This window comes from Mesorhizobium sp. M9A.F.Ca.ET.002.03.1.2, assembly GCF_003952365.1.
Lineage (GTDB): Bacteria > Pseudomonadota > Alphaproteobacteria > Rhizobiales > Rhizobiaceae > Mesorhizobium.
Window position 1 is genome coordinate 2,006,117 of record NZ_CP034443.1, and the last position, 19,658, is coordinate 2,025,774.

At 60.6% G+C, this 19,658-nt stretch carries 17 protein-coding genes; 12 read left to right on the top strand and 5 right to left on the bottom strand.

Annotated elements, in window-relative coordinates; all coding sequences use genetic code 11:
* Positions 1-733: 733 nt before the first annotated feature.
* From EJ066_RS10020 to EJ066_RS10030, 3 genes are all read right to left on the bottom strand, one after another.
* Entirely contained in the window at positions 734-1,363 is a 630-nt protein-coding gene (locus tag EJ066_RS10020; protein WP_245455113.1) for a class I SAM-dependent methyltransferase, read from the bottom strand.
* A 582-nt stretch (positions 1,364-1,945) separates the two neighbouring features.
* A complete protein-coding gene (locus EJ066_RS10025; protein WP_126043811.1) occupies positions 1,946-3,154 on the bottom strand; it encodes a polysaccharide biosynthesis/export family protein in 1,209 nt (402 codons plus the stop codon).
* 163 nt (positions 3,155-3,317) lie between these two features.
* Positions 3,318-3,992, bottom strand: coding sequence for a sugar transferase (locus EJ066_RS10030; RefSeq protein ID WP_126037238.1), 675 nt, complete (start codon positions 3,990-3,992; stop codon positions 3,318-3,320).
* A 553-nt stretch (positions 3,993-4,545) separates the two neighbouring features.
* On the opposite strand from EJ066_RS10030, the gene EJ066_RS10035 reads away from it, so the two are divergent.
* From EJ066_RS10035 to EJ066_RS10070, 8 genes are all read left to right on the top strand, one after another.
* Positions 4,546-4,860 carry an exopolysaccharide production repressor exox gene (locus EJ066_RS10035; RefSeq protein WP_245455114.1) on the top strand — a complete coding sequence of 105 codons (315 nt, stop codon included), beginning with the start codon at positions 4,546-4,548 and terminating at the stop codon, positions 4,858-4,860.
* A gap of 543 nt (positions 4,861-5,403) precedes the next feature.
* Entirely contained in the window at positions 5,404-6,417 is a 1,014-nt protein-coding gene (locus EJ066_RS10040; protein ID WP_126037240.1) for a glycosyltransferase family 2 protein, read from the top strand.
* A gap of 289 nt (positions 6,418-6,706) precedes the next feature.
* On the top strand, positions 6,707-7,108 hold the full coding sequence (locus EJ066_RS10045) for a hypothetical protein (protein ID WP_126037242.1): 402 nt from the start codon (positions 6,707-6,709) through the stop codon (positions 7,106-7,108).
* 145 nt (positions 7,109-7,253) lie between these two features.
* Entirely contained in the window at positions 7,254-8,138 is an 885-nt protein-coding gene (locus EJ066_RS10050) for a family 16 glycosylhydrolase (RefSeq protein WP_126043813.1), read from the top strand.
* 60 nt (positions 8,139-8,198) lie between these two features.
* Positions 8,199-9,530, top strand: coding sequence for a UDP-glucose/GDP-mannose dehydrogenase family protein (locus tag EJ066_RS10055; protein ID WP_126037244.1), 1,332 nt, complete (start codon positions 8,199-8,201; stop codon positions 9,528-9,530).
* A gap of 96 nt (positions 9,531-9,626) precedes the next feature.
* Positions 9,627-11,087: a GMC family oxidoreductase gene (locus tag EJ066_RS10060; RefSeq protein WP_126037246.1), complete on the top strand. Its 1,461-nt coding sequence runs from the start codon at positions 9,627-9,629 to the stop codon at positions 11,085-11,087.
* Complete coding sequence (locus EJ066_RS10065) at positions 11,084-11,533, top strand: hypothetical protein (RefSeq protein WP_126037248.1); 450 nt, start codon at positions 11,084-11,086, stop codon at positions 11,531-11,533. Before EJ066_RS10060 ends, EJ066_RS10065 begins: the two co-directional genes overlap by 4 nt.
* Positions 11,534-11,613: 80 nt before the next feature.
* Positions 11,614-12,693, top strand: coding sequence for a glycosyltransferase (locus EJ066_RS10070; RefSeq protein WP_126037251.1), 1,080 nt, complete (start codon positions 11,614-11,616; stop codon positions 12,691-12,693).
* Between the two features lie 110 nt (positions 12,694-12,803).
* On the opposite strand, the gene EJ066_RS10075 is transcribed toward EJ066_RS10070, so the two are convergent.
* Positions 12,804-13,796, bottom strand: coding sequence for a phosphoribosyltransferase family protein (locus tag EJ066_RS10075; protein WP_126037253.1), 993 nt, complete (start codon positions 13,794-13,796; stop codon positions 12,804-12,806).
* Between the two features lie 38 nt (positions 13,797-13,834).
* Entirely contained in the window at positions 13,835-15,331 is a 1,497-nt protein-coding gene (locus EJ066_RS10080) for a lipopolysaccharide biosynthesis protein (protein ID WP_126037255.1), read from the bottom strand.
* Positions 15,332-15,520: 189 nt separating this feature from the next.
* Between EJ066_RS10080 and EJ066_RS10085 the strand changes: the two genes are divergently transcribed.
* From EJ066_RS10085 to EJ066_RS10100, 4 genes are read left to right on the top strand one after another with little or no spacing between them, the layout of a single operon-like run.
* Positions 15,521-16,693 (top strand): glycosyl transferase family 1, encoded by a 1,173-nt coding sequence (locus EJ066_RS10085; protein ID WP_126037257.1) that lies wholly within the window; start codon positions 15,521-15,523, stop codon positions 16,691-16,693.
* Between the two features lie 25 nt (positions 16,694-16,718).
* Positions 16,719-17,714: a glycosyltransferase family 2 protein gene (locus EJ066_RS10090; protein ID WP_126037258.1), complete on the top strand. Its 996-nt coding sequence runs from the start codon at positions 16,719-16,721 to the stop codon at positions 17,712-17,714.
* Positions 17,714-18,664 carry a glycosyltransferase family 2 protein gene (locus tag EJ066_RS10095; RefSeq protein ID WP_126037259.1) on the top strand — a complete coding sequence of 317 codons (951 nt, stop codon included), beginning with the start codon at positions 17,714-17,716 and terminating at the stop codon, positions 18,662-18,664. The genes EJ066_RS10090 and EJ066_RS10095 overlap by 1 nt, the downstream gene beginning before the upstream one ends.
* Positions 18,654-19,619, top strand: coding sequence for a glycosyltransferase family 2 protein (locus EJ066_RS10100; RefSeq protein WP_126037261.1), 966 nt, complete (start codon positions 18,654-18,656; stop codon positions 19,617-19,619). Before EJ066_RS10095 ends, EJ066_RS10100 begins: the two co-directional genes overlap by 11 nt.
* The last annotated feature ends 39 nt before the right edge of the window (positions 19,620-19,658 follow it).

Genomic DNA, 19,658 nt, shown 5'->3' on the forward strand with positions numbered 1-19,658 from the left:
ATTTCACGAACTATTCGGGCACGATTTCCTGCGACCAGGCTTGGTGAGGGCACTTTGAGTGGCCCACTGACCCGGCTCCAATTGCGCTATGATCCCCGACTTCGACGCCAAGGCGGTCTATGATCTTCTCCGCCACACGAAGACGCCGCCCGCCCGCGCTAAGGCCGAACGATCGTCTCGCAGGCAGCTTCTGAAGCGGTGGCGAGAGGCCGTTGCTCCTTCACTCTCGCCCGAGCTGGGCCTGCTGCCTGTTGATCAGGCCCTAAGGGTCAGGAGCGCATACCATGCGAACCGCTTCACAAAGGGAAGCGTCAGAACGACTGAATCGACAGCTTTGCCAACTGTGTAGACGGTCTCCGAGATGCTTCGCGGCATCAGCGCGCTTCCTACGGAGCACAGGCCGAAATATTCCACCTGGACATCGCGGAAATAGCGGCGCGCCAACGCGAAGTCCGAAACTAACAATGGTTATCAGTACATCATTCTTGCCACGCCCACGACCGACACGACCCGGCCCGCGCTAAGGCGAACGATCGTCTCGCAGGCAGCTTCTGAAGCGGTGGCGAGAGGCCGTTGCTCCTTCACTCTCGCCCGAGCTGGGCCTGCTGCCTGTTGATCAGGCCCTAAGGTCAGGAGCGCATACCATGCGAACCGCTTCACAAAGGGAAGCGTCAGAACGACTGAATCGACAGCTTTGCCAACTGTGTAGACGGTCTCCGAGATGCTTCGCGCATCAGCGCGCTTCCACAGGCCGAATATTCCACTGGACATCGCGGAAATAGCGGCGCGCCAACGCGAAGTCCGAAACTAACAATGGATGTTCATCAGCGGTACGGATATCGGGTGTCCGTTTTCTGAAGGCGTTCAGGAGAGGATTGTGTCCCATCGGCTCGTAGAAGGACGCCACGCCGTTTGGCTTCAAGACACGGACCACCTCGGAAAAGCACCGGTCCAGATCCAGGTGGTGGATGATCCCGCGCCCATAAACCAAATCGAACTTGTTGTCCTCGAAGGACATGGCTTCCGCATTCATCGCCAAGAATGTGGCGTTCATGTTTCCAAGCGTTCTCGCCCGCTCGTTCGCCTTGTTTACTGCTACTTCCGAAATATCGATCCCCGTCAGGGATCGGCAAAGATCGGGCAGGTGCAGGGAATGCAGGGACCACCCGCCATCGGAACAACCGTACTCGAGCACGTCTGCGTTTTTCGAAAGGCGTTTTATTTCCTCGTTTTGACGTTCGGCACCGTGACGAATTGTTCGATACCACTTGTCCAGATTTCCTCTTGGATCTTCCTCCTGACTAAATCTGAGATTGTGAAATTCTCTTTCTCGATTGACGATTTCGTCCCTTTCACCGTGCATGACAAGGTCCTCTTCGGATTTAGCTGCAACTAAAGCACAATTTCTGCTTGCGCTGTAATTACTCACGTCCCGAGTTGGCGATAGGCTGGCTTGTCGGTCGGCGAGCACAGTGTTGGCGAGTTCAAGGTCGAACTCGTCTGGTCGAACTCTTCGCCGATTCAGTCGATCTGTTCGGCGTGGTCGGGATCGGCCAGGATGGCCAGCAACGCCGCCGCCGCAATCCTCCGAGCGGACAGTTGCGCTTTCCAGTGATGCGGACGGGGTAGGATACGCCCCTAACCACCGGCTCGCTTTTTCGAATGCGACCCGTATGCTCCCAGTTGTCCCCGAGCTCGCGAGTGTAGGCGAAGCGGGCGACTTGTCAACGGCGGAGCAATTCCAGCCAGCGCGACGGGAATGCCCTTTCTGACTATATGTTTGCCGTCCTGGCGCACCACCGTGCCAGGCACCAAGTTGACCAGGAGACGCATGGACAGGTCCGGCTGTCGAACTGGTCGAGCGGCACGGCGATGAACAGATCGCTGGTATCGTCGGCGAAGTGGTGCCGGCTACGGTCCTCTGTCGACGCAGCTGGTTGAAAACCTATTGAACGGCCACTGGCGCCAGCTTGACCTTGATCACGTCTCCGGGCAGCACTGGCGTATCCTCGCTGGCGCTGATTTCGCTGGTCTTGCCGTCGACCACCCGAACCAGGCTGAACGACATTATTGGCTCTTCGCCGTCGCGATAGCGGCGCGACGCGGGGTTCCCCGACACGGCTTCAGCCATCAGGCCCGTTTGCATGTTCATCTTGAGCATCGTTGCACTGAGATCGGATTCTACCTGTTGCCGGTCGGCGGCGAGGCTCGCATTCTGGGTGTTCTCCAGATCGATGGCGTCCTGGGTGGCTTTGCTGATCGCCTGCTTGGCGGTGAGGATGGCCGTGTCGTAATCCAGAATCTGGCCTTCCAGGTCGGCGATCGTTTGTTGCGAATTCAGAACCCGCGTGTTGACGACAAGGCCTTTCTGCGCCAGCGAACCGATGCCGCTGAGCTGTTCCTTTGCCAGGTCGACCTGCCGCTGCTGGTTGACGATCTTCTTCTGCAGCGAATCGATCTCGCTCTGCAGCAGCTTCTTCAAATCATCGAGCGCCTGAAGGCGTAGCTTGAGCTTCTGTTGATCGGCTGTCAGGATCGCCATCTCGTCGGCAACGATGCTCTCCAGCTTCGGATCGTCGGCCACCTCCTTCGGCACGTCGAATGCCGGCTTGTCCGCTATCTCCGCTTCGATGCGCGCGCGCCTGACGATCAGTCGGACCCTTTGGTCTTGGAGAACGTCAAAATCGCCCTTGGCATTGATCATGTCGCGGTCGTACCGCTGTCCTTCGGGGCTCCGCCGGACACCGCCGGCGATGCTCATCGCTCTCAGGACGGTCAGCTCAGGCACGTAAGGATACTGGCCCGGGGTCTGGACCTCCCCGGAAATGTAGAACGGCCTGTACTGCGCCATTTCGACGGAGGCCTCCGGCCGGTCCGCCAGAGCGAGCTTGCGCTGGAGCGCCTGGCCGATCGCCGCCGCGACCTCGGACGTGGTCTTGCCGGATGCCGGCATTTCGCCGACGAACGGCACGGACAATGTTCCGGCCGGGCCGACCGTGTATTCTCCGTTGACGGCCGTCCAGTCGCGGAACGTGCCTTCAACGGTCTGCCATTCTGCCACCCGGATGGTCAGCTTGTCCTGCGATCCAAGGCGGTACTCGTCGGCGGCTGCGAGTTGGGGAACGGCGAACGTCAGCGCAAGGCAGGTGGTCATAAGCCGCATGCGCTGCATACGACGGCGAATAACTCCGGCGCAGGAGATTTCGAAGATGTCTGTTTTCAACTCAACGTTTTCCGATCCGCTTGACCCACCCGATGAAGCCTGCTGCAGAATGCTTGGACAGTCACCCTTCGACAGAGGACCGGCTCCCCGCCGGTCAGTAGCAGCCCCGCGACATCCAGACGGCAGGCACGGTCTTGATGATAATACGAATATCTTCAAAGAGCGACCAGTTCTCGACATAGTGGCGATCGAATGCGACGCGGCTGTCGTAGGAAACGTCGTTGCGGCCGCTGACCTGCCAGAGCCCGGTCAGGCCGGGGCGCGATTTCAGGTAATAGACGGCCGAGCTGCCGTAAATCTCGAGTTCGTCGCGCACAACGGGACGAGGGCCGACAAGGCTCATGTCACCCTGAAGGATGTTTATGATCTGCGGCAGTTCATCGAGGCTAAGCTTCCTCAGCACGGCTCCGACGCGCGTCACGCGCGGATCGTTCTTGAGCTTGCGGGTCGCTATCCATTCGGCGTTGGCGTCCGGGTTGGCGGCAAGATATGCGGCCAACACCCGTTCGCCGTCCTGAACCATGGTGCGAAACTTGAGGCACGGGAAAATCCGTCCTCCCCGACCGATCCGGCTGTGGCCATAGAAAATCGGCCCGCCGTCGGAGAACTTGACCAGCAGCGCGACCATCACAAACAGCGGACTGAGAGCAACCAGGCCAATCAGTGAACCGGCGATGTCGAAGCTGCGTTTGAGCAGGCCGCCGATCGGTGGAAAATCAATGCCGGCCTGCGAAAAATCCGCAGTGGCCGGCTTGGCTACGTCCCTCATGCGTAAACTCCATACGTTGAACGGATGGTTTGCCGCACGATATCAAAAAAATGCTGCATCGCAACACACAATTTCTCGATCGCTTGAAATAATCACGTCATGAATTGACTAAATAATAAACCGAACCTGCACAAATTTTGATCTATATGGCGCGTTTATGACAGTTTGTGGGCAATCTTGAAAAATCTAGTGCCTTTTTGAGGCTGATTTTGGGCGAATCGCTCTTTGTGCGGCAGTCCGGAGCATTATCGTGAGTTAGTTTCGCAAAATATAGAGAAGCCTTAAGGTAAAATACTAATTAATATTGCCGCTCTTACTGAAATAGGCCCATAGGGGTGATTGGTCGTGATGCCGATGTGTGCGTCGCAGCATGGCAGAGTCGATCCCGCAAACTCGGTCAAAATTATTTGTGGTTGGCCTTGCCGGCTATTGCACGTTTTAATAGAGTTGCAAATTGTTTCTGTCAGAGTATGGGCAGCGTGGAAAGGCCGGAAGCAACCGGCCAAAAAAGCGGGCGGCTTCAACAAGCTCGCATGGCGAAGGGAGGCTCGGGGTGGGTCAATCATCGATTTTGCCCGAGCAGGTTGACGGGCTGTCAGGTATGTCGCTACCAAAATTCATTGTCGGCATGATTTTCGCTCTGGCGATCGTGGTCGCCTGGTCTTTTCTGGGCGGCGCTTCGCTCGGAACGACGCTTTTTCGTGTTATAGCCTGCGCCATTGTCATCCAGTTGGGCTACTTTTTGCTGGTTTTTGCCATGGTTGTCAGAAACGCCCCGAAATCGGCTGATAGGATTCGCGATGTCGAGCGAAAGCTGAGTTCGACCGAAGATGGCGAAAAGTTCAGTGCCAGGAGAAGCCTTCGCTGACCTGGCGTCGGGGCAGCCGGCCGGATTCCTGTCGGACTGCTCGCCCATGACGGCATTCTGAACAACCGGTTTCCGATTTTCGTTCAGCCTCTGGTTCAGCCTCCAGACTTGCCGACCTTGACGAGGCGGCCGTTCTCATCGTGACCGGCCCGGTCGGCGAGAGCGATCACCGCCGACTGCGCGATGATCAGGGTCGTCATCGCGCCGCAATCCGTCGGTCGCCTTGGCGATCAGCGGTTCGAGCGCGCAGACGGCTTCATCCAGAAATGAGCAGGACGGCTTGCGAAGTAGCGGGTCTATCTGCTGGCATTCGCCGCCCGCCGATTTGCGCCATGACGACACCGAAAGGAAAGACTGGACGGCGCGAGTGATTTTGGCGATGCTTTGCTTCGCACCTGCAGCATAAGCGCCGACTGACGCTTTTTCGAACGCCCGGACGATTGGCGAGCTGGACAGTCGATGGGCTAGACAGAGCTGCTTCGAACATTGAACGGGGAGCGGCGAGGAAATTCGGAGTTACGTGAGCAGTCGAGAGGCGAATCGATGACAGAACCCCAGGTCTGCGTGATCATCGCTGCCCGCAACGCGGCGCGTACAATCCCGAATGCCATCGCATCGGCATTGCGCGAGCCGGAGGCGGCGGAAGTCGTGGTCGTTGATGACGCGTCCACCGACGACACCGCGAAAGTCGCTCGGGCGGCCGATGATGGCAGCGGCAGGCTTTCCGTCATCCGCCACGACGTCAATCGCGGTCCTTCCTTCGCCCGCAACGCCGCGATCGCCAGGTCCAAATCGCCGTTCATCAGCATTCTGGACGCCGACGATTTTTTTCTAGAGGGCAGATTTCGTGAATTGTTCGCCAGCGCCGATTGGGATTTCGCTGCCGACAACATCATGCTGATCAGGGACGATGCGGTGACCGACGTCTCGAAAATCGTCGCTCCGCGGTTTTTGGCCGATCCGGAGTTCCTCGATTTCGAGCGTTTCATCGAAGGCAACATATCGAGGCGCCGTGTGCAGAGAGGTGAGTTGGGCTTCCTCAAGCCGGTGATCAGCCGCGCTTTTCTCGACCGGCATGGGCTGCGCTACGACGAAAACCTGCGTCTGGGCGAAGACTATGAACTCTACGCGCGCGCGGTCGCCTGCGGGGCGCGGTTCAAGGTCATCAGGTCCTGTGGCTATGGCGCGATCGTTCGGGCGGATTCGCTGAGCGGCCGGCACAGGACGCAGGATCTCAAGCGTCTGGCCGACGCGGATCTCGCGCTGCTGGCGATCGACAGTCTGCCGGAAGGCTCGAAGGCCGCGCTCAGAAGGCACGAACGGCATGTACGCGACAAGTATCGGCTGCGGAACTTCCTCGACGTCAAGAACGAGCAGGGACTGACATCGGCTGCGGCCTACGCCCTGGCCAGCCAATCCAACTTCATCCCCATCGTTCGCGGCGTGGCCGCCGACAAGCTGGATGCGCTGTTTCGCCGCGCCGGCTTTGCTTCGAGGCAACCAGTGCCGCCGCTGCGCTTTCTCATGGCTGCAACCCGCCCGGTCGGCGAGACCTGAGCTTGTCCGCCGCCAGCGCAATGCCGGTCACGTCACGTCAACAGGTCCTTACCCTGCTCGAAATGATGCGAATTTCCGATTCGCCACACTAGGTGGTTGCCTACTGGCTCTGGGGATGGCATGTATGTTGCGGTGCAGCAATTTTGGTTCACCAATAGAATTGGCCCCGATAGTCTCCCTGTCAGAGGAACTGGACGATGCGACAAGATCTTTTTGACCCGCACGGGTGCGGGGGCCGGCCATAGGCCCGGCCACCACAGGAACCTGACCACTACAGGACTCTGAGCGTATGGCCTCGATATTCGGCTTTAGATCAAGGGATCCGGCTCGCGACAGGCAGACCGACATTTCGCGCCTTGACCGCCTGGCAAAGCTGCTTGACCAGATTGCTGCCGAGGTCGAGGCGGAGAAAAACGGACTTGAGAATCGCTACCGGACAAAGGCCACGAACGCGGCCTTCCTGGTCGAGGCGATGGAGAATGGGGCGGCCTCCTCCAGCAGATCCTCCGAGATCAGCGAACTGACGAAGTCGATCCTGAATTACGAGCGGCGCATCGCGGCGCTCTCGCGCCAGAACGAGCTTATGAAGGAACTCCGTCATTCGCTGGCTGCAATCTTCGACGAGAATGAGCCGCACGGCACGGCGGCCAAGGCCGATGTCGCCAAGCCGGCTGGCACCGGCACGGATTGAGCGCAAAACCACACAGGCAAGAGGTTTGGCGCCAGGACAAGAGGCAACGCAAGGAGGGACTGGAGAAGGTCAAGATCAGGTCGTTTCGTCACGGTTCGAACATCGACTTTGGGTTGGGGGCGCACAGCACAAAGGTGAGTTTGGTATGAACGCGGATCCGAAAAGCACGTCCACCCCAGCAACCGGCGCCCCAGCAACCGGCGGCAGGCCGTTCACGCGCTCGATCAGGCAATGGAACCTCAGGCAGCTATGTTCGGGCGGCGCGTTTCTGCTGGCCGCACTCGGCAGCCTGATCGCGGGCCCGACCCCTTCCCGTTCGCAGGATATCCCGACTGCGCCGTCGTTCGTCGATGATTTCACCAGCTTCGACCGTGCGCGCTGGTACGTCTCCGACGGCTGGACGAACGGCAATTATCAGAACTGCACCTGGTCCAAAAAACAGGTCAAGCTTTCCGACGGTATGCTGACGCTCGGTTTCGAAAAGCGCAAGGCGAAGGACCGCGACTTCGCCTGCGGCGAGATCCAGACCAAGCAGCGCTTCGGTTACGGCACCTATGAGGCGCGGATGAAAACCGATGCGGGCTCCGGCATCAACGCCTCCTTCTTCTCCTACATCGGCCCCACCGACAAGCAGCCGTGGGATGAAATCGACTTCGAGGTGCTGACCAAGGACACCTCCAAGGTGCAGGTCAACGCCTACATTGCCGGCAAGGGCAACAACGAGAAACTGGTGGATGTAGCGGGCGGCGCCGACAAGGCTTTCAACGACTATGCCTTCGTCTGGGAGAAGGATCGGCTGCGCTGGTACGTCAATGGTCAGCTCGTGAACACGATCACCGATCCGGCAAAGCTGCCCAGCCATGCGCAAAAGATATTCTTCAGCCTTTGGGGCAGCGACACGATGAAGGGCTGGCTCGGCCCGTTTTCGGATCCGGGCCGCAAGCTCACGCTGCAAGTGGATCGCCTCGCATTCACGGCGCTCGGCGAGCCATGCCAGTTCCCGGAATCGTTGGCATGCGGCATAAAGTAAAGCTAATTTGAACCGGCTGGACCGAAAGCGGTCCGAAGCCTTGAACAGGAATGAAACCGAATGAATTTGACGGTCTTTGGAATTGGCTATGTCGGTCTTGTGCAGGCGGCGGTGCTTGCCGAAGTCGGCCACCAGGTGGTGTGCGTCGACGTCGACGTGAAAAAGGTCGAGCGGCTCAATCAGGGCCTCATCCCGATTTTCGAGCCCGGGCTCGAAAGCCTTGTCAAGGAGAACCACGCGGCCGGCCGCATCAAGTTCACCACCGACGCCGCCGCCGCGGTCAGGCATGGCGAGATCCAGATGATCGCTGTCGGCACGCCTCCGGGAGAGGACGGTTCGGCCGACCTCAAATATGTGCTGGCCGTCGCCGAGGCCATTGGCCGGGAGATGGACGCGCCCAAGATCGTTGTCGGCAAATCGACCGTGCCGGTCGGCACCTGCGAAAAGATAAAGGCCAGGATCGCCGCGACGCTGAAGGCGCGGGGCCGCGAGGATCTGGCTTTCGATGTCGCCTCCAATCCGGAATTCCTCAAGGAAGGCTCCGCGGTTTCCGACTGCATGAAGCCCGATCGCATCATCGTCGGCACCGGCAGTGAGAGCACCGAGGCGGTGATGCGTGAGCTCTACGCCCCGTTCAACCGCAACCACGAGAAGATGATCGTGATGGATGTGCGCAGCGCCGAATTCACCAAATACGCGGCCAATTGCATGCTGGCGACCAAGATCAGCTTCATGAACGAAATGGCCAATCTGGCCGAGGAGCTGGGCGCCGACATCGAGGAGGTCCGCAAGGGCATCGGCAGCGATCCCCGCATCGGCTACCACTTCATTTATCCGGGCCTCGGCTATGGCGGCTCATGCTTCCCCAAGGATGTGCGCGCCCTGATCAAGGCGGCGGAAGGGGTCAAATTCGACGCCAAGCTGCTGCGCGCGGTCGAGGAGCGCAACAACGAGCAGAAGTCGGTTCTGTTCGACAAGGTGAACCGCCAATTCAAGGGCAATCTCAAGGGCAAGACCTTTGCGTTGTGGGGCTTGGCCTTCAAGCCCGACACCGACGACATGCGCGAGGCGCCGGCGCGTGTCTTGATGGAAGCGCTTTGGAACGCTGGTGCCAAAGTGCAGGCTTACGATCCCGAGGCGATGCAGGAATGCCAGGCAATCTATGGGCAGCGCGAAGATCTGCTCTTGTGCGGAACCAAGGAGGCAGCGCTGCGTGGCGCCGACGCACTCCTGATTGCCACGGAGTGGAAGAGCTTCCGCGCGCCTTCTTTCGACGCGATGAAGGATGCGCTGACCACGCCGATCATCTTCGATGGCCGAAACCTCTACGACCCGAAGGTCATCGCTCGCCACGGCATCGAGTACCACAGCATCGGCAGGTTGGCGGCGTGAGACCATGCGGGAAAGACTGGCAAATCAGGCTCGGACACCAAGGACGGTCACGAGGGCTTTGATGAACGCGCTCGTATCAACAAAGGGTCTTATCTGATGGTGCTGGGCATCAGGCCGGAACAGATCGCAAACGACCATTTCGATCTTGTCGCCATCGGCTCCGGTTTCGGTTCGGCCTTCTTCCTGCATGCGTTCGCCAAGCGGCGAAAGGCCCGCATTCTGGTTCTGGAATGGGGCCGGCACAACACGCATGAATGGCAGCTCGAGCAGAACACCAACACCGACATCGAAGACGAGACGACCTACAGGACCAACTCCGACAAGCCGTGGAACTACACCATCGGATTGGGTGGCGGAACGAATTGCTGGTTCGCGCAGACGCCGCGCTTTCATCCGAACGACTTCAGGTTGAAAAGCCTCTACGGCGTCGGCAACGACTGGCCGATCAGCTATGACGAGCTTGAACCGTTCTACTGCGATGCAGAGGAGGTCATGTCGATTTCAGGCGACCCCGACATGGCGGCGATGATGCCGCGTTCCAGGCCGTTTCCACAACCACCGCATCACATGTCGACGCCGGACCGGATGATGAAAGCGGCGCAGCCGGACCAGCATTTTGTGGTGCCGACTGCGAGGGCGCGCGTGCCGACCGCGCAGCGGGCCTCGTGCTGCGCCAACCTGCGATGCGGCCTATGCCCGGTTGACGCGAAGTTCACCGCCAACAATGGCCTGATGCACGTCTTCGAGCATCCCGACGTTTCGGTCTGCCTGGGTGCGCAAGTGCGTCGGCTCGACCATGTCGGCGGATCGGTCCGTTCGGTCACTTTCGTGCATGACGGCAAGGAATATTCGGTCGGCGGCGATCTCTTCATTCTGGGCGCCAATGCCATCCATAGCCCGGCGATCATGTTGCGGTCCGGCCTGTCGGGCGAATTCGTCGGGCGCGGCCTGCACGAATCCTACGGATGGAATTTCGAGGCCTATCTCGACGGCGTCGACAATTTCGACGGAAGCACTATCACCACTGGCCTGAATTTCGGCCTTTATGACGGCTCCCACAGATCAGAGCATGCGGCGGCGCTGGTCTATTTCGAAAACCGCTGGCAGCACGGGATGCGCCCCGAAAAGGGACGTGTCCGTCAGACGCTTCCCCTCATCATCGTCACCGAAGATCTGCTCGATCCAGAAAATCTCGTGATCCTCGACGGGGATGAAAACGCCTTCGTCAGTTTCAAGGGAGCATCCGACTATGCCGTCAAGGGCATGGCGCGGGCAAAGGAGAAATTGCCGGCGCTTCTGGCTCCGCTGCCGGTCGAAGAGATTTTCGATCGCGGCATCCGGCCAACCGAGTCGCATGTCCAGGGCACTTTGAGAATGGGCTCAAGCCCTGCGGATTCGGTCGTCGACCGGGACATGATCCACCATCAGCTCAGGAACCTGGTTGTCGTCGGCTCGAGCACATATCCAAGCTGCTCATGCGCCAACCCGAGCCTGACCGCGGCAGCCCTTTCCTTGCGGGCGGCGAGCCGGATAGCGGGAAAGGAAATGGCCGGATGATCAAGGTTTCGCGGCGCGCGGCACTGGCCATCATGGCTGGCGGAGTTGCTTCGACCGGCATCGCCTACGCTGCCGTTTCCTCGCTTTCCGACGAGGACCTGGTGCGCGTCACGCTCGAAAGATATTTCGGCAGGCTGAACATGCGCATCGAGCATTTGCAGCAATTCGTTCTGGAATTCCAGAAGCGGAATCCCTGGATGTTTCCAAACGAAAAGCTGAGCGATGCGGTCACCCTGCTTGAGACGCTGAAACTGGGCGCCGCACGCCGGTTTCTGCCCGAACAGAAAAAAGAGGATCTGAGGCAGTTCGACCGCTGGGTCATTGCCGAGTTCCATATGTTGACCGACTACGCCCGGCGCAGTTCGCCAACCGACCCGATCCGGTTCACCGGGTGGCAGCCATGCACCAATCCGTTCGCCAATATCGAGATACAACAGGATGCCTGAGGCGGGCCGCAAGCCATCATCCGTAAACAAGCCATGCGTCATCGCCCGTAAACGTGAGAATGCGACAAGGAGCCGAAACCATGAAAGTGCTTTTTGCAGGCGGCAATGGTTACACGCCCCAGTTTAGCGGCGGTGTCCAGTCCAGCACCCATCATCTTGCCGAGCAGTTGCTCGAGCAGGGCCATGAGGCGTCGGTGCTCGCTGCCCTGTTCGGCCAGGGTGTCTTCGGCTACAAGGCGCGCGCCAAGATGAAGCTTCTGAGGCAGCGCGCGGTCATCGACAGCTATCCGGGCTATCCGGTCGTGCGGGCCTGGTTCCCCTGGGAGGCGGCGGCTTTTGCCGTCGAAAAGCTGAGGCCGGACGTCGCCGTGGTCCAGTGTCACAAATCGGTGCCGATCGGCAAGGCGCTGGAGGCCGAAGGCGTGCCGCTGGTCGTCTATCTCAGGAATGTCGAATTCCACGAATTGGGCGGCGATCTGCGCGAACTGCATTCGGCGCTCTACATCGCCAATTCCGAGTTCACCGCGCGCACCTACAAGGCAAAATTCGATATCGATTCGACGGTTATACCGCCGACCATCAATCCCGCGCTCTACAGCACGCCGACGACAGGCGAGTTTGTCACGCTGATCAACCCTTATGAGGAAAAAGGCTTCGAGCTCGCAGTGCGCATCGCCGCCGCCTGCTCCGAAATTCCGTTCCTGTTCGTCGAAAGCTGGAAGCTCGACGACGATCATCGGTCCCGGATCGAGCAGACGATCGCGCCGCTCGGCAACGTCACGCTGGAGAGCCGGACCAGCGACATGAAGACGGTCTATGGCCGCACGAAAATCCTGCTCGCCCCCAGCAAGTGGGAAGAGGCCTGGGGCCGGGTGGCGTCGGAAGCCCACTGCAGCGGCATTCCCGTCGTCGGCTCACGTCGTGGCGGCCTGCCCGAAGCGATCGGCTCCGGTGGCGTGGTGCTGGATTACGACGCCCCGCTCGCCGATTGGGTGGCAGTGGTCAGGCGCCTGTGGACCGACAGGCAAGAATATGAGCGGCTTTCTGCGGCGGCACGTGCATTCTCCGAGCGCCCGGAACTCGACCCCGGGCGTCAGTTCGCGACTTTCTTCTCGATGCTCGAGAGGGCGGCACGACAGCGTTCACGGCAGGCCGCCTAAGTATTTCGCAGCCAAGTGGAATCACTGGGCGTCGCAGAAATGCGGCTAAAACAGATAGGTAGAGCAGGATGCGCAATTGAACGCATCCCGCGTTAGTCCCGAAGCCAGGTTCAGGCCGGTCGTTTGACCCGGCTCTTGAGCGTCTCGTAGCCGCGTTCGCCGAGCAGCGTGCGCGCGACGGTCTTGATCGCCGCCTTGCGCCCGTCAGGGGAACTGATCTGCTGCCCAAGTGCGGGAAGCGACAGCGCGTCGGGATAACTTATCAGATGCGTTTCCATGCATAGCACCGGTTTGCCGGAAAGCTTGGCGATCTTGAGAGCCTGCTGATGCTCGCTCTCGATGAACAGGATGGCGTCGGATTTGCGGTAAAAATCGGCCTTGAAACTGCCATGTACGCCAAGCCGCTGCCGTTCCGCCTTGCTTGGCAGGTCAAGCATGATCAGCTTGTCGTATTTGATGCCGTGCTTTGCGAGCCATGCTTCGGTAAGCGCGCGGTATTTCTCGAGCCGGCTGGTGACGAGCCAGCCGATTTTGCGGGTCGGGCCAAACAGAGGCAGCGCTTCGCTAAGGAATTTCTCATAGGCGGGACCGTCGTCGTTTTCGGCTTCGGTCGGGTCGAGGCAGAGCACGCCGTCAATGTCGACGCAGCATTGCGCGAGGAATTTGTGGTGCATGAAGTTCCACTGGAACATCCTTGGATGCGGCACGACTTCCAGGACGATATCGGTTTCCTCGTGCTGCGCCATCAGGCCGAACACCGCGGCAAAGGTGAAGTCCGCCTTAATGCCGGCGGCCTCTACACGGTTGCGTGCCTCGCGCATGGCCGCGCCGCCGCTGACGCTGTCGTCGATCACCAGAACCTTGCGCATCTCGGACACCTGCCGGTCGAGCGCGGCGCGGCGTTTGGTAACGCCCGAAGTATAGATCTTTCCGGCGAGGAAGCTGTCCAGGTCGGTCATCGGGATGTTCGCCGTCAGGCTGAGCAGCGTGGCGGCGAGAATGCCGCTTCGAGGAACGCCGACCACCAGGTCGATGTCGCGCGGCAGCCGGTGAAGGTTCCTGACGATCGCGTCGTTCATGTCAGAGATCGATCGGTAGTGCATGGGATCAGGCCTGGTCCTCGTATGTATGTCCGTGCAAGTTACTTCGCCTCGCTTGGTGCTGCCGTGGGCGGCCGTGCCGGCAGGAGCTTCAGGGCCTCCCGCAACGCCTCGCGGCCGGAAGCAAACACCAGCGCGACTACAATGGTGATCATGTAGGACAGCACCGCCGCAATCGCCATGGCGACGACGTGCTGTTGCGGCAGTAGCGGCTTGGCGAACCAGATGGCGGCAAGCGCCAGATGCGCGCCAAGCACGAAGGGCGTTGCCGCGCGAAGGATATGGCTTGCCCGCAGCGGCCCGGTCTTGCCGATATACAGCCACAGGAAAGGCGTTCTGAGATATTCGCTGATCGCATAGGCGATCGCCACGCCCAAAGCGCCATAAGGCAGGCCGGCGATGAACGCCACCACCGACGTCAACGCTGTTACGATGCCCCAGCGCATGAAATCGCCCGAGCGGCCCTGACTGATGAAAAGCCATCCCGCCGGGTTGTTGAGCGGCTGCAGCAGTCCGGCAAAACCGAGCGCCAGGAAGATGCTGGAACTCTGCCGCCACTGCTCGCCGAGCACGAACGGTATCAGCACGTCGGACATGGCGGTGGCGAAGGCGACGCCGGGAAGTGCGACCAGCAAGATCAGAGGCATGACGCGAAGATAAGCGCTGCGGTAGCGATCCGGCTCGTCCTTCAGCCTGGAAAGAGCCGGCACCATGACCTTCGACAGCGGATTGGTGATCTGGCTCAATGGGAACAGAAGCAGTTTGTAGGCTCGGTCGTAAAGCCCGAGCTGCGCTTCGCCCCAATATTTTCCGATCAGCACATTGTCGAGATTGCGGGCAAAGAAGTTGGCGAAATTGAACCCGGTGATGCCTGCCCCGAAATTGATCAGTTCGCTGATCCCATCGACCTTGCGCGGCAGCCCCGGACGCCATCGCGAATTGGCCCAGAAGCAAAGCGTCGGCAGCACGGCTGCTGTCAGCGTACCGGCAAAAAGCGCCCAGTAGGAACGGTCGATGAAAGTCCAGGCGATCGATACGACGAGACCGGCGACGGCACTTGCGACATCGATGATGGCCAGGCGGGCGAACTGCATGCGGCGTGTCATCAGCGCCAGATGCTGGGCGCCCAGCCCGTAGGCTATGATCTGCAGCCCCAACGCGGCCACCAGGCCTGTCACCCGCGGCTCGCTGTAGAAGGCTGCGACCAGCGGTGCCGCGCCGGCAAGCACGCAGGCGAGCAACACGCTGACCGCGACATTGACCCAGAACAGGTAGTTGATCTCTTCATGCCTGATTCCGCTTTTCTGGATCGTCGCCTGGGTCAGGCCGAAATCCTGGAACAGCGCGATGAAGGCAAGCACCGGCGCACACATCGCTACGACACCGAAGTCCTGCGGCGACAGCAGGCGCGACAGCACGATGACGGAGGCGACCTGTGTCGCAACCCGCACCGATTGCGCCAAAGCCGTGATGATAGCGCCGCGTCCGACCGATCTGCGGAGAGAGCCCTCTGGCGGATCGAATGCATTGGCTTGCAAATTCAGGATTCCTGATTTTTGTGCTGGTCCCTATGACGGACCCGCGCCCTATGCCATCATCAAACTACGGCAATAATTTTGCAGTGCAACAAAAAACGTGGATCCGTGTCACGCCGCGCCAAAAATGTTGCGATGCAGCAAAAGCTGTACTAGGTTTCTGGTGGGCGGGCCAACAGCGGTCGATTTTTCATGCTGCATGTCTTGTACTTGGTACACGACGTCTCCGACCCGGCAGTGCGCCGGCGGATCATAATGCTCAAGGCAGGCGGCGCCCAGGTCACACTGGCGGGCTTCCGTCGGACGGCAAGCCCGATCGCCGACGTCGAGGGCTTGCAGCCGATCGATCTTGGTGCTACGCGCGACGGCCGATTCGCCCAGCGGCTGGCGGCGGTCGCGAAGGCGGCGGTCTCAATCGGCTCGAAGCTCGGTTCCATGCCAAGACCCGACCTCATCATCGCGCGCAATCTGGAAATGTTGGCGCTTGCCCGTCGTGCCAGGTCGGCTTTCCAGGCGACGGTGCCGATTGTCTACGAGTGTCTCGACATCCACCGCCTGGTGCTTCGCGACGACCTTCTGGGCAAGGCGATGCGCGGCGCGGAACGCTATCTGGCCAGAGATATAAAACTCCTGGTGACCAGTTCGCCGGCCTTCATCGCCAACTATTTCAAACCGTTCGGGCAGATCGCCGCGCCGGTCGAATTGCTCGAAAACAAATATTTCGAGCCTGCCGCCATTTCGCTGGATGATCGCATCGTGGCAGAGAACCCCATCGCGCCGCCTTGGCGGATCGGCTGGTTCGGCGCACTCCGGTGCCGCCGCTCCCTAGAGCTTCTGGCCGAATTTTCCCGCCGACTCGACGGTCGCTTCGAAATCATCCTCAGGGGCCGTCCGGCGCTTTCCGAATTTCCGGATTTTCACGCTTTCGTCGAATCCGAGCCCTGGCTCTCGTTTGGCGGACCCTATCGGAATCCCGAGGATATGGCTATGATCTACCGGGAGGTACATTTTTCCTGGGCCATAGATTTTTTCGAGCAGGGGCTGAATTCCGAGTGGCTGCTGCCTAACCGTCTCTATGAGGGCTGCCGCTTCGGCGCCGTGCCGATCTCGATGGGCCGCACCGAAACAGGCAGGTTCCTCGACCGGCAGGGAATCGGCGTTCTTTTGCCCCAAGCCACGCCCGAGGCGCTTGAAGCCGCTTTGGGCGACATGGAGGAGCATCGTTTCGGGACATTGCGGGCACGTGTTCTTGCCCGCAATCCGCGAACCTGGAGCCACGATCGCAGCGATTGCCGGGCGCTCGTCGAGAAGCTTCGCGGGTTGACGGCCGCGCCCGATGCATATGCTGCAGAGGCGCTGGCATAGGATGGGTAGGTATGGACATGGGCCGATGACGCAAACTGGAGTGCTTCCGTCCAGCCTGATCGTGATTCCGTGCCTGAATGAAGCGGCTCACATCGGGGCGCTTGTTCATGAGCTTCGACCGGCGGCCGAGAGGCTTGGCGCCAGGATCATCGTTGCCGATGGCGGCAGCACGGACGGCACAAGGGCGATCGTCGAGGAGATCGCCGTGAAGGATCCGCGGATCATCCTTCTCCACAATGAAAAGCGCCTCCAGAGCGCGGCGATCAACCTTGCCGTCGCCAGTTACGGCGAAGGAGCCGAATATCTCATTCGCATCGACGCGCATGGCGGCTATCCCCCGGACTATTGCGATCGGTTGATCGAGGAGGCGCTGGCCACTGGCGCGGATTCGGTCGTCGTCTCCATGCTGACCAGCGGCAGCGGCATGGTGCAGAAAGCGGTGGCGGCTGCGCAGAATTCCAAGCTCGGCACGGGTGGTTCCAAGCACCGGCATCTCTCAGTGGGAGAGTGGGTCGATCACGGCCACCATGCGTTGATGCGGATATCGGCCTTCAAGGCTGTGGGCGGCTACGACGAGACATTCAGCCACAACGAGGATGCCGAGCTCGACTACCGGCTCCGTCGGGCCGGTTACCGGATCTGGATGACCGGCAAGACGCAAATGACCTATTACCCGCGCTCGTCGCTCGCCGGCCTCTATTTCCAGTATCTCGGCTATGGCCGCGGCCGGGCAAAGAACGTTCTCAAGCACCGCATGATACCGAAGGTCCGGCAGATGGCACCGCTTCTGGTGGTTCCCATCGTCGTTCTCGCGGCTTTTTCCTTCGTGCATTGGCTGGCGGTCGTGCCGCTCCTGATATGGGCGTCGGTCTGCCTCGGCTATGGCGTGTGGACCGCCATCAGCCAGCGCAATCCAGACAGTGCCCTTGCCGGTATTTCGGCGATGGTCATGCATTTCGGCTGGTCCGTCGGCTTTTGGCTGCAACTGCTTGGACCGCGGTCACAGCGCAGGGTGGCGTGATGGGTGTGGCCGAAGAAAACCGCAGCATCGACGTCTGCGTCTGCACGTTTCGGCGGCCGGAGCTTGCCGATACGCTTCGTTCCATTGCCGCCCTGGACGTGCCTCCGGGATTCGACGTCCGCGTCATCGTCGCCGACAATGATGACGGCCCGACGGCCGAACTGCTGGTGGCGACGCTGGCGGAGACGCTGAAGCTGCCGATCAGCTACCATCATTGCCCGGCACGCAACATCTCGATCGCCCGCAACGCCTGCCTCGACGCCAGCACGTCGGATTTCGTCGCTTTCATCGACGACGACGAAACGGCTACCGTCGGCTGGCTCGCCGAACTGGTTGCGACGGCACAAGTGAGCGCCGCCGCCGCCGTGCTCGGGCCGGTGCGGGCACGCTATCGGCCTGATGCGCCCGACTGGATGCGCCGCGGCGATTTCCACTCCACCTTGCCCGTCTGGGTGCGCGGCGAGATCCGCACCGGCTACACTTGCAACGTTCTGCTCAGGATGGGCGCCGACAGCCTGCGCGGCCGGCGGTTCAGCCTCGCGCGGGGCCAGACCGGCGGCGAGGACACCGAATTCTTCGACCATATGGTCAAGGCCGGCGGCCGCATCGCCTTTTCGCCGCAGGCCTGGGTCGACGAAGTGGTGCCGCGCGCCAGGGCCGCATTCGACTGGCTCCGCCGCCGCCGGTTCCGTGTCGGACAGACGCATGGGCACATCCTGGGACGCGACGCGCGTGGTCTCGCGCTGGTCAGGCAAGTCGGCCTCGCCTCGGCAAAGGCGCTCTATTGTTTCGCGTCGGCAATCCCGGTCGCCATCAATCCCGTGCGCAGGAACCGCAGCGTGCTTCGCGGCATCATGCATGTCGGCGTCGTGAGCGGTCTCGTCGGTGTGCGTGAAATCCGCCAATACGGCCTGCCCTCGCCGCAGGAAGGGGGCAAGCGTGCAGCCTGACGTCACCTTTGTCATTGCCGCTTACAATGCGGAGCTGACCATCGAGCGGGCGATCGCCAGCGCTATCGCCCAGCGCAACGTCAGCGTCGAAATCATCGTCGTCGACGACCAGTCGCGCGACCGGACGCTCGATCTGGCGAAATCCTATCCGCAAGATGTCGTACGTGTCGTCGCCCTTGCGCAGAACCGTGGTCCTGGCGGCGCCAGGAATGCCGGCCTCGAGCTTGCCCGCGGCAGGTGGGTCGCGGTACTCGATTCCGACGATGCGGTCTACCCGGGGCGGATATGTGCCATGATCGACCGCGCGGAGAAAGCAGGCGCCGAGATCGCGGTCGACAATCTCCAGGTCGTTCGCGAGGACGGCGTTGCCGAAGAGACGATGTTCCCGGCCGACTATCTGGAGGGCTTGAGTGAAATCTCGCTGGCGGACTATATCGCCGGCAATGTGGTCTTCGAATCCAGGTTCAACCTTGGCTATCTCAAGCCGATCTTCCAGCGCCGGTTCTTGAACGAAAACGGGCTTCGCTATGACGAAGGCCTGATCATCGGCGAAGACTATATCTTGCTGGCCAGTGCTCTGGCCAAGGGCGGAAAATGCGTGGTCGAGCCGACGACCGGCTATGTCTACCATATCCGGACCGGCTCCATTTCCCGCGTGCTCGAACTTCATCACGTCGAGGCGATGCGCAAGGCCGATCTCGTCTTCGCCAGAACCCATTCGATGGACGCGGCCGCCGAGGCCGCTTTCGCAAGGCGCACACGCAGCCTGCGCAAGGCGGCGTCGTTCCTGTCGCTGGTCCAGCATATCAAGGCGCGGTCCCCGCTCAAGGCGGTGTGGACGGCGCTCAGCGATCCGGCGGCGGTTCGGCATATGAGCATGCCGATCGCTGTCCGGCTGCGAAGGGTGGCGGCGCAGTTCGCCGTGGGTGGGGAGGTGAAGAGTGCGGGTGAATGAAAATGGTTTGCAGCCCCGCAATAATTGAAGTCGATCCCC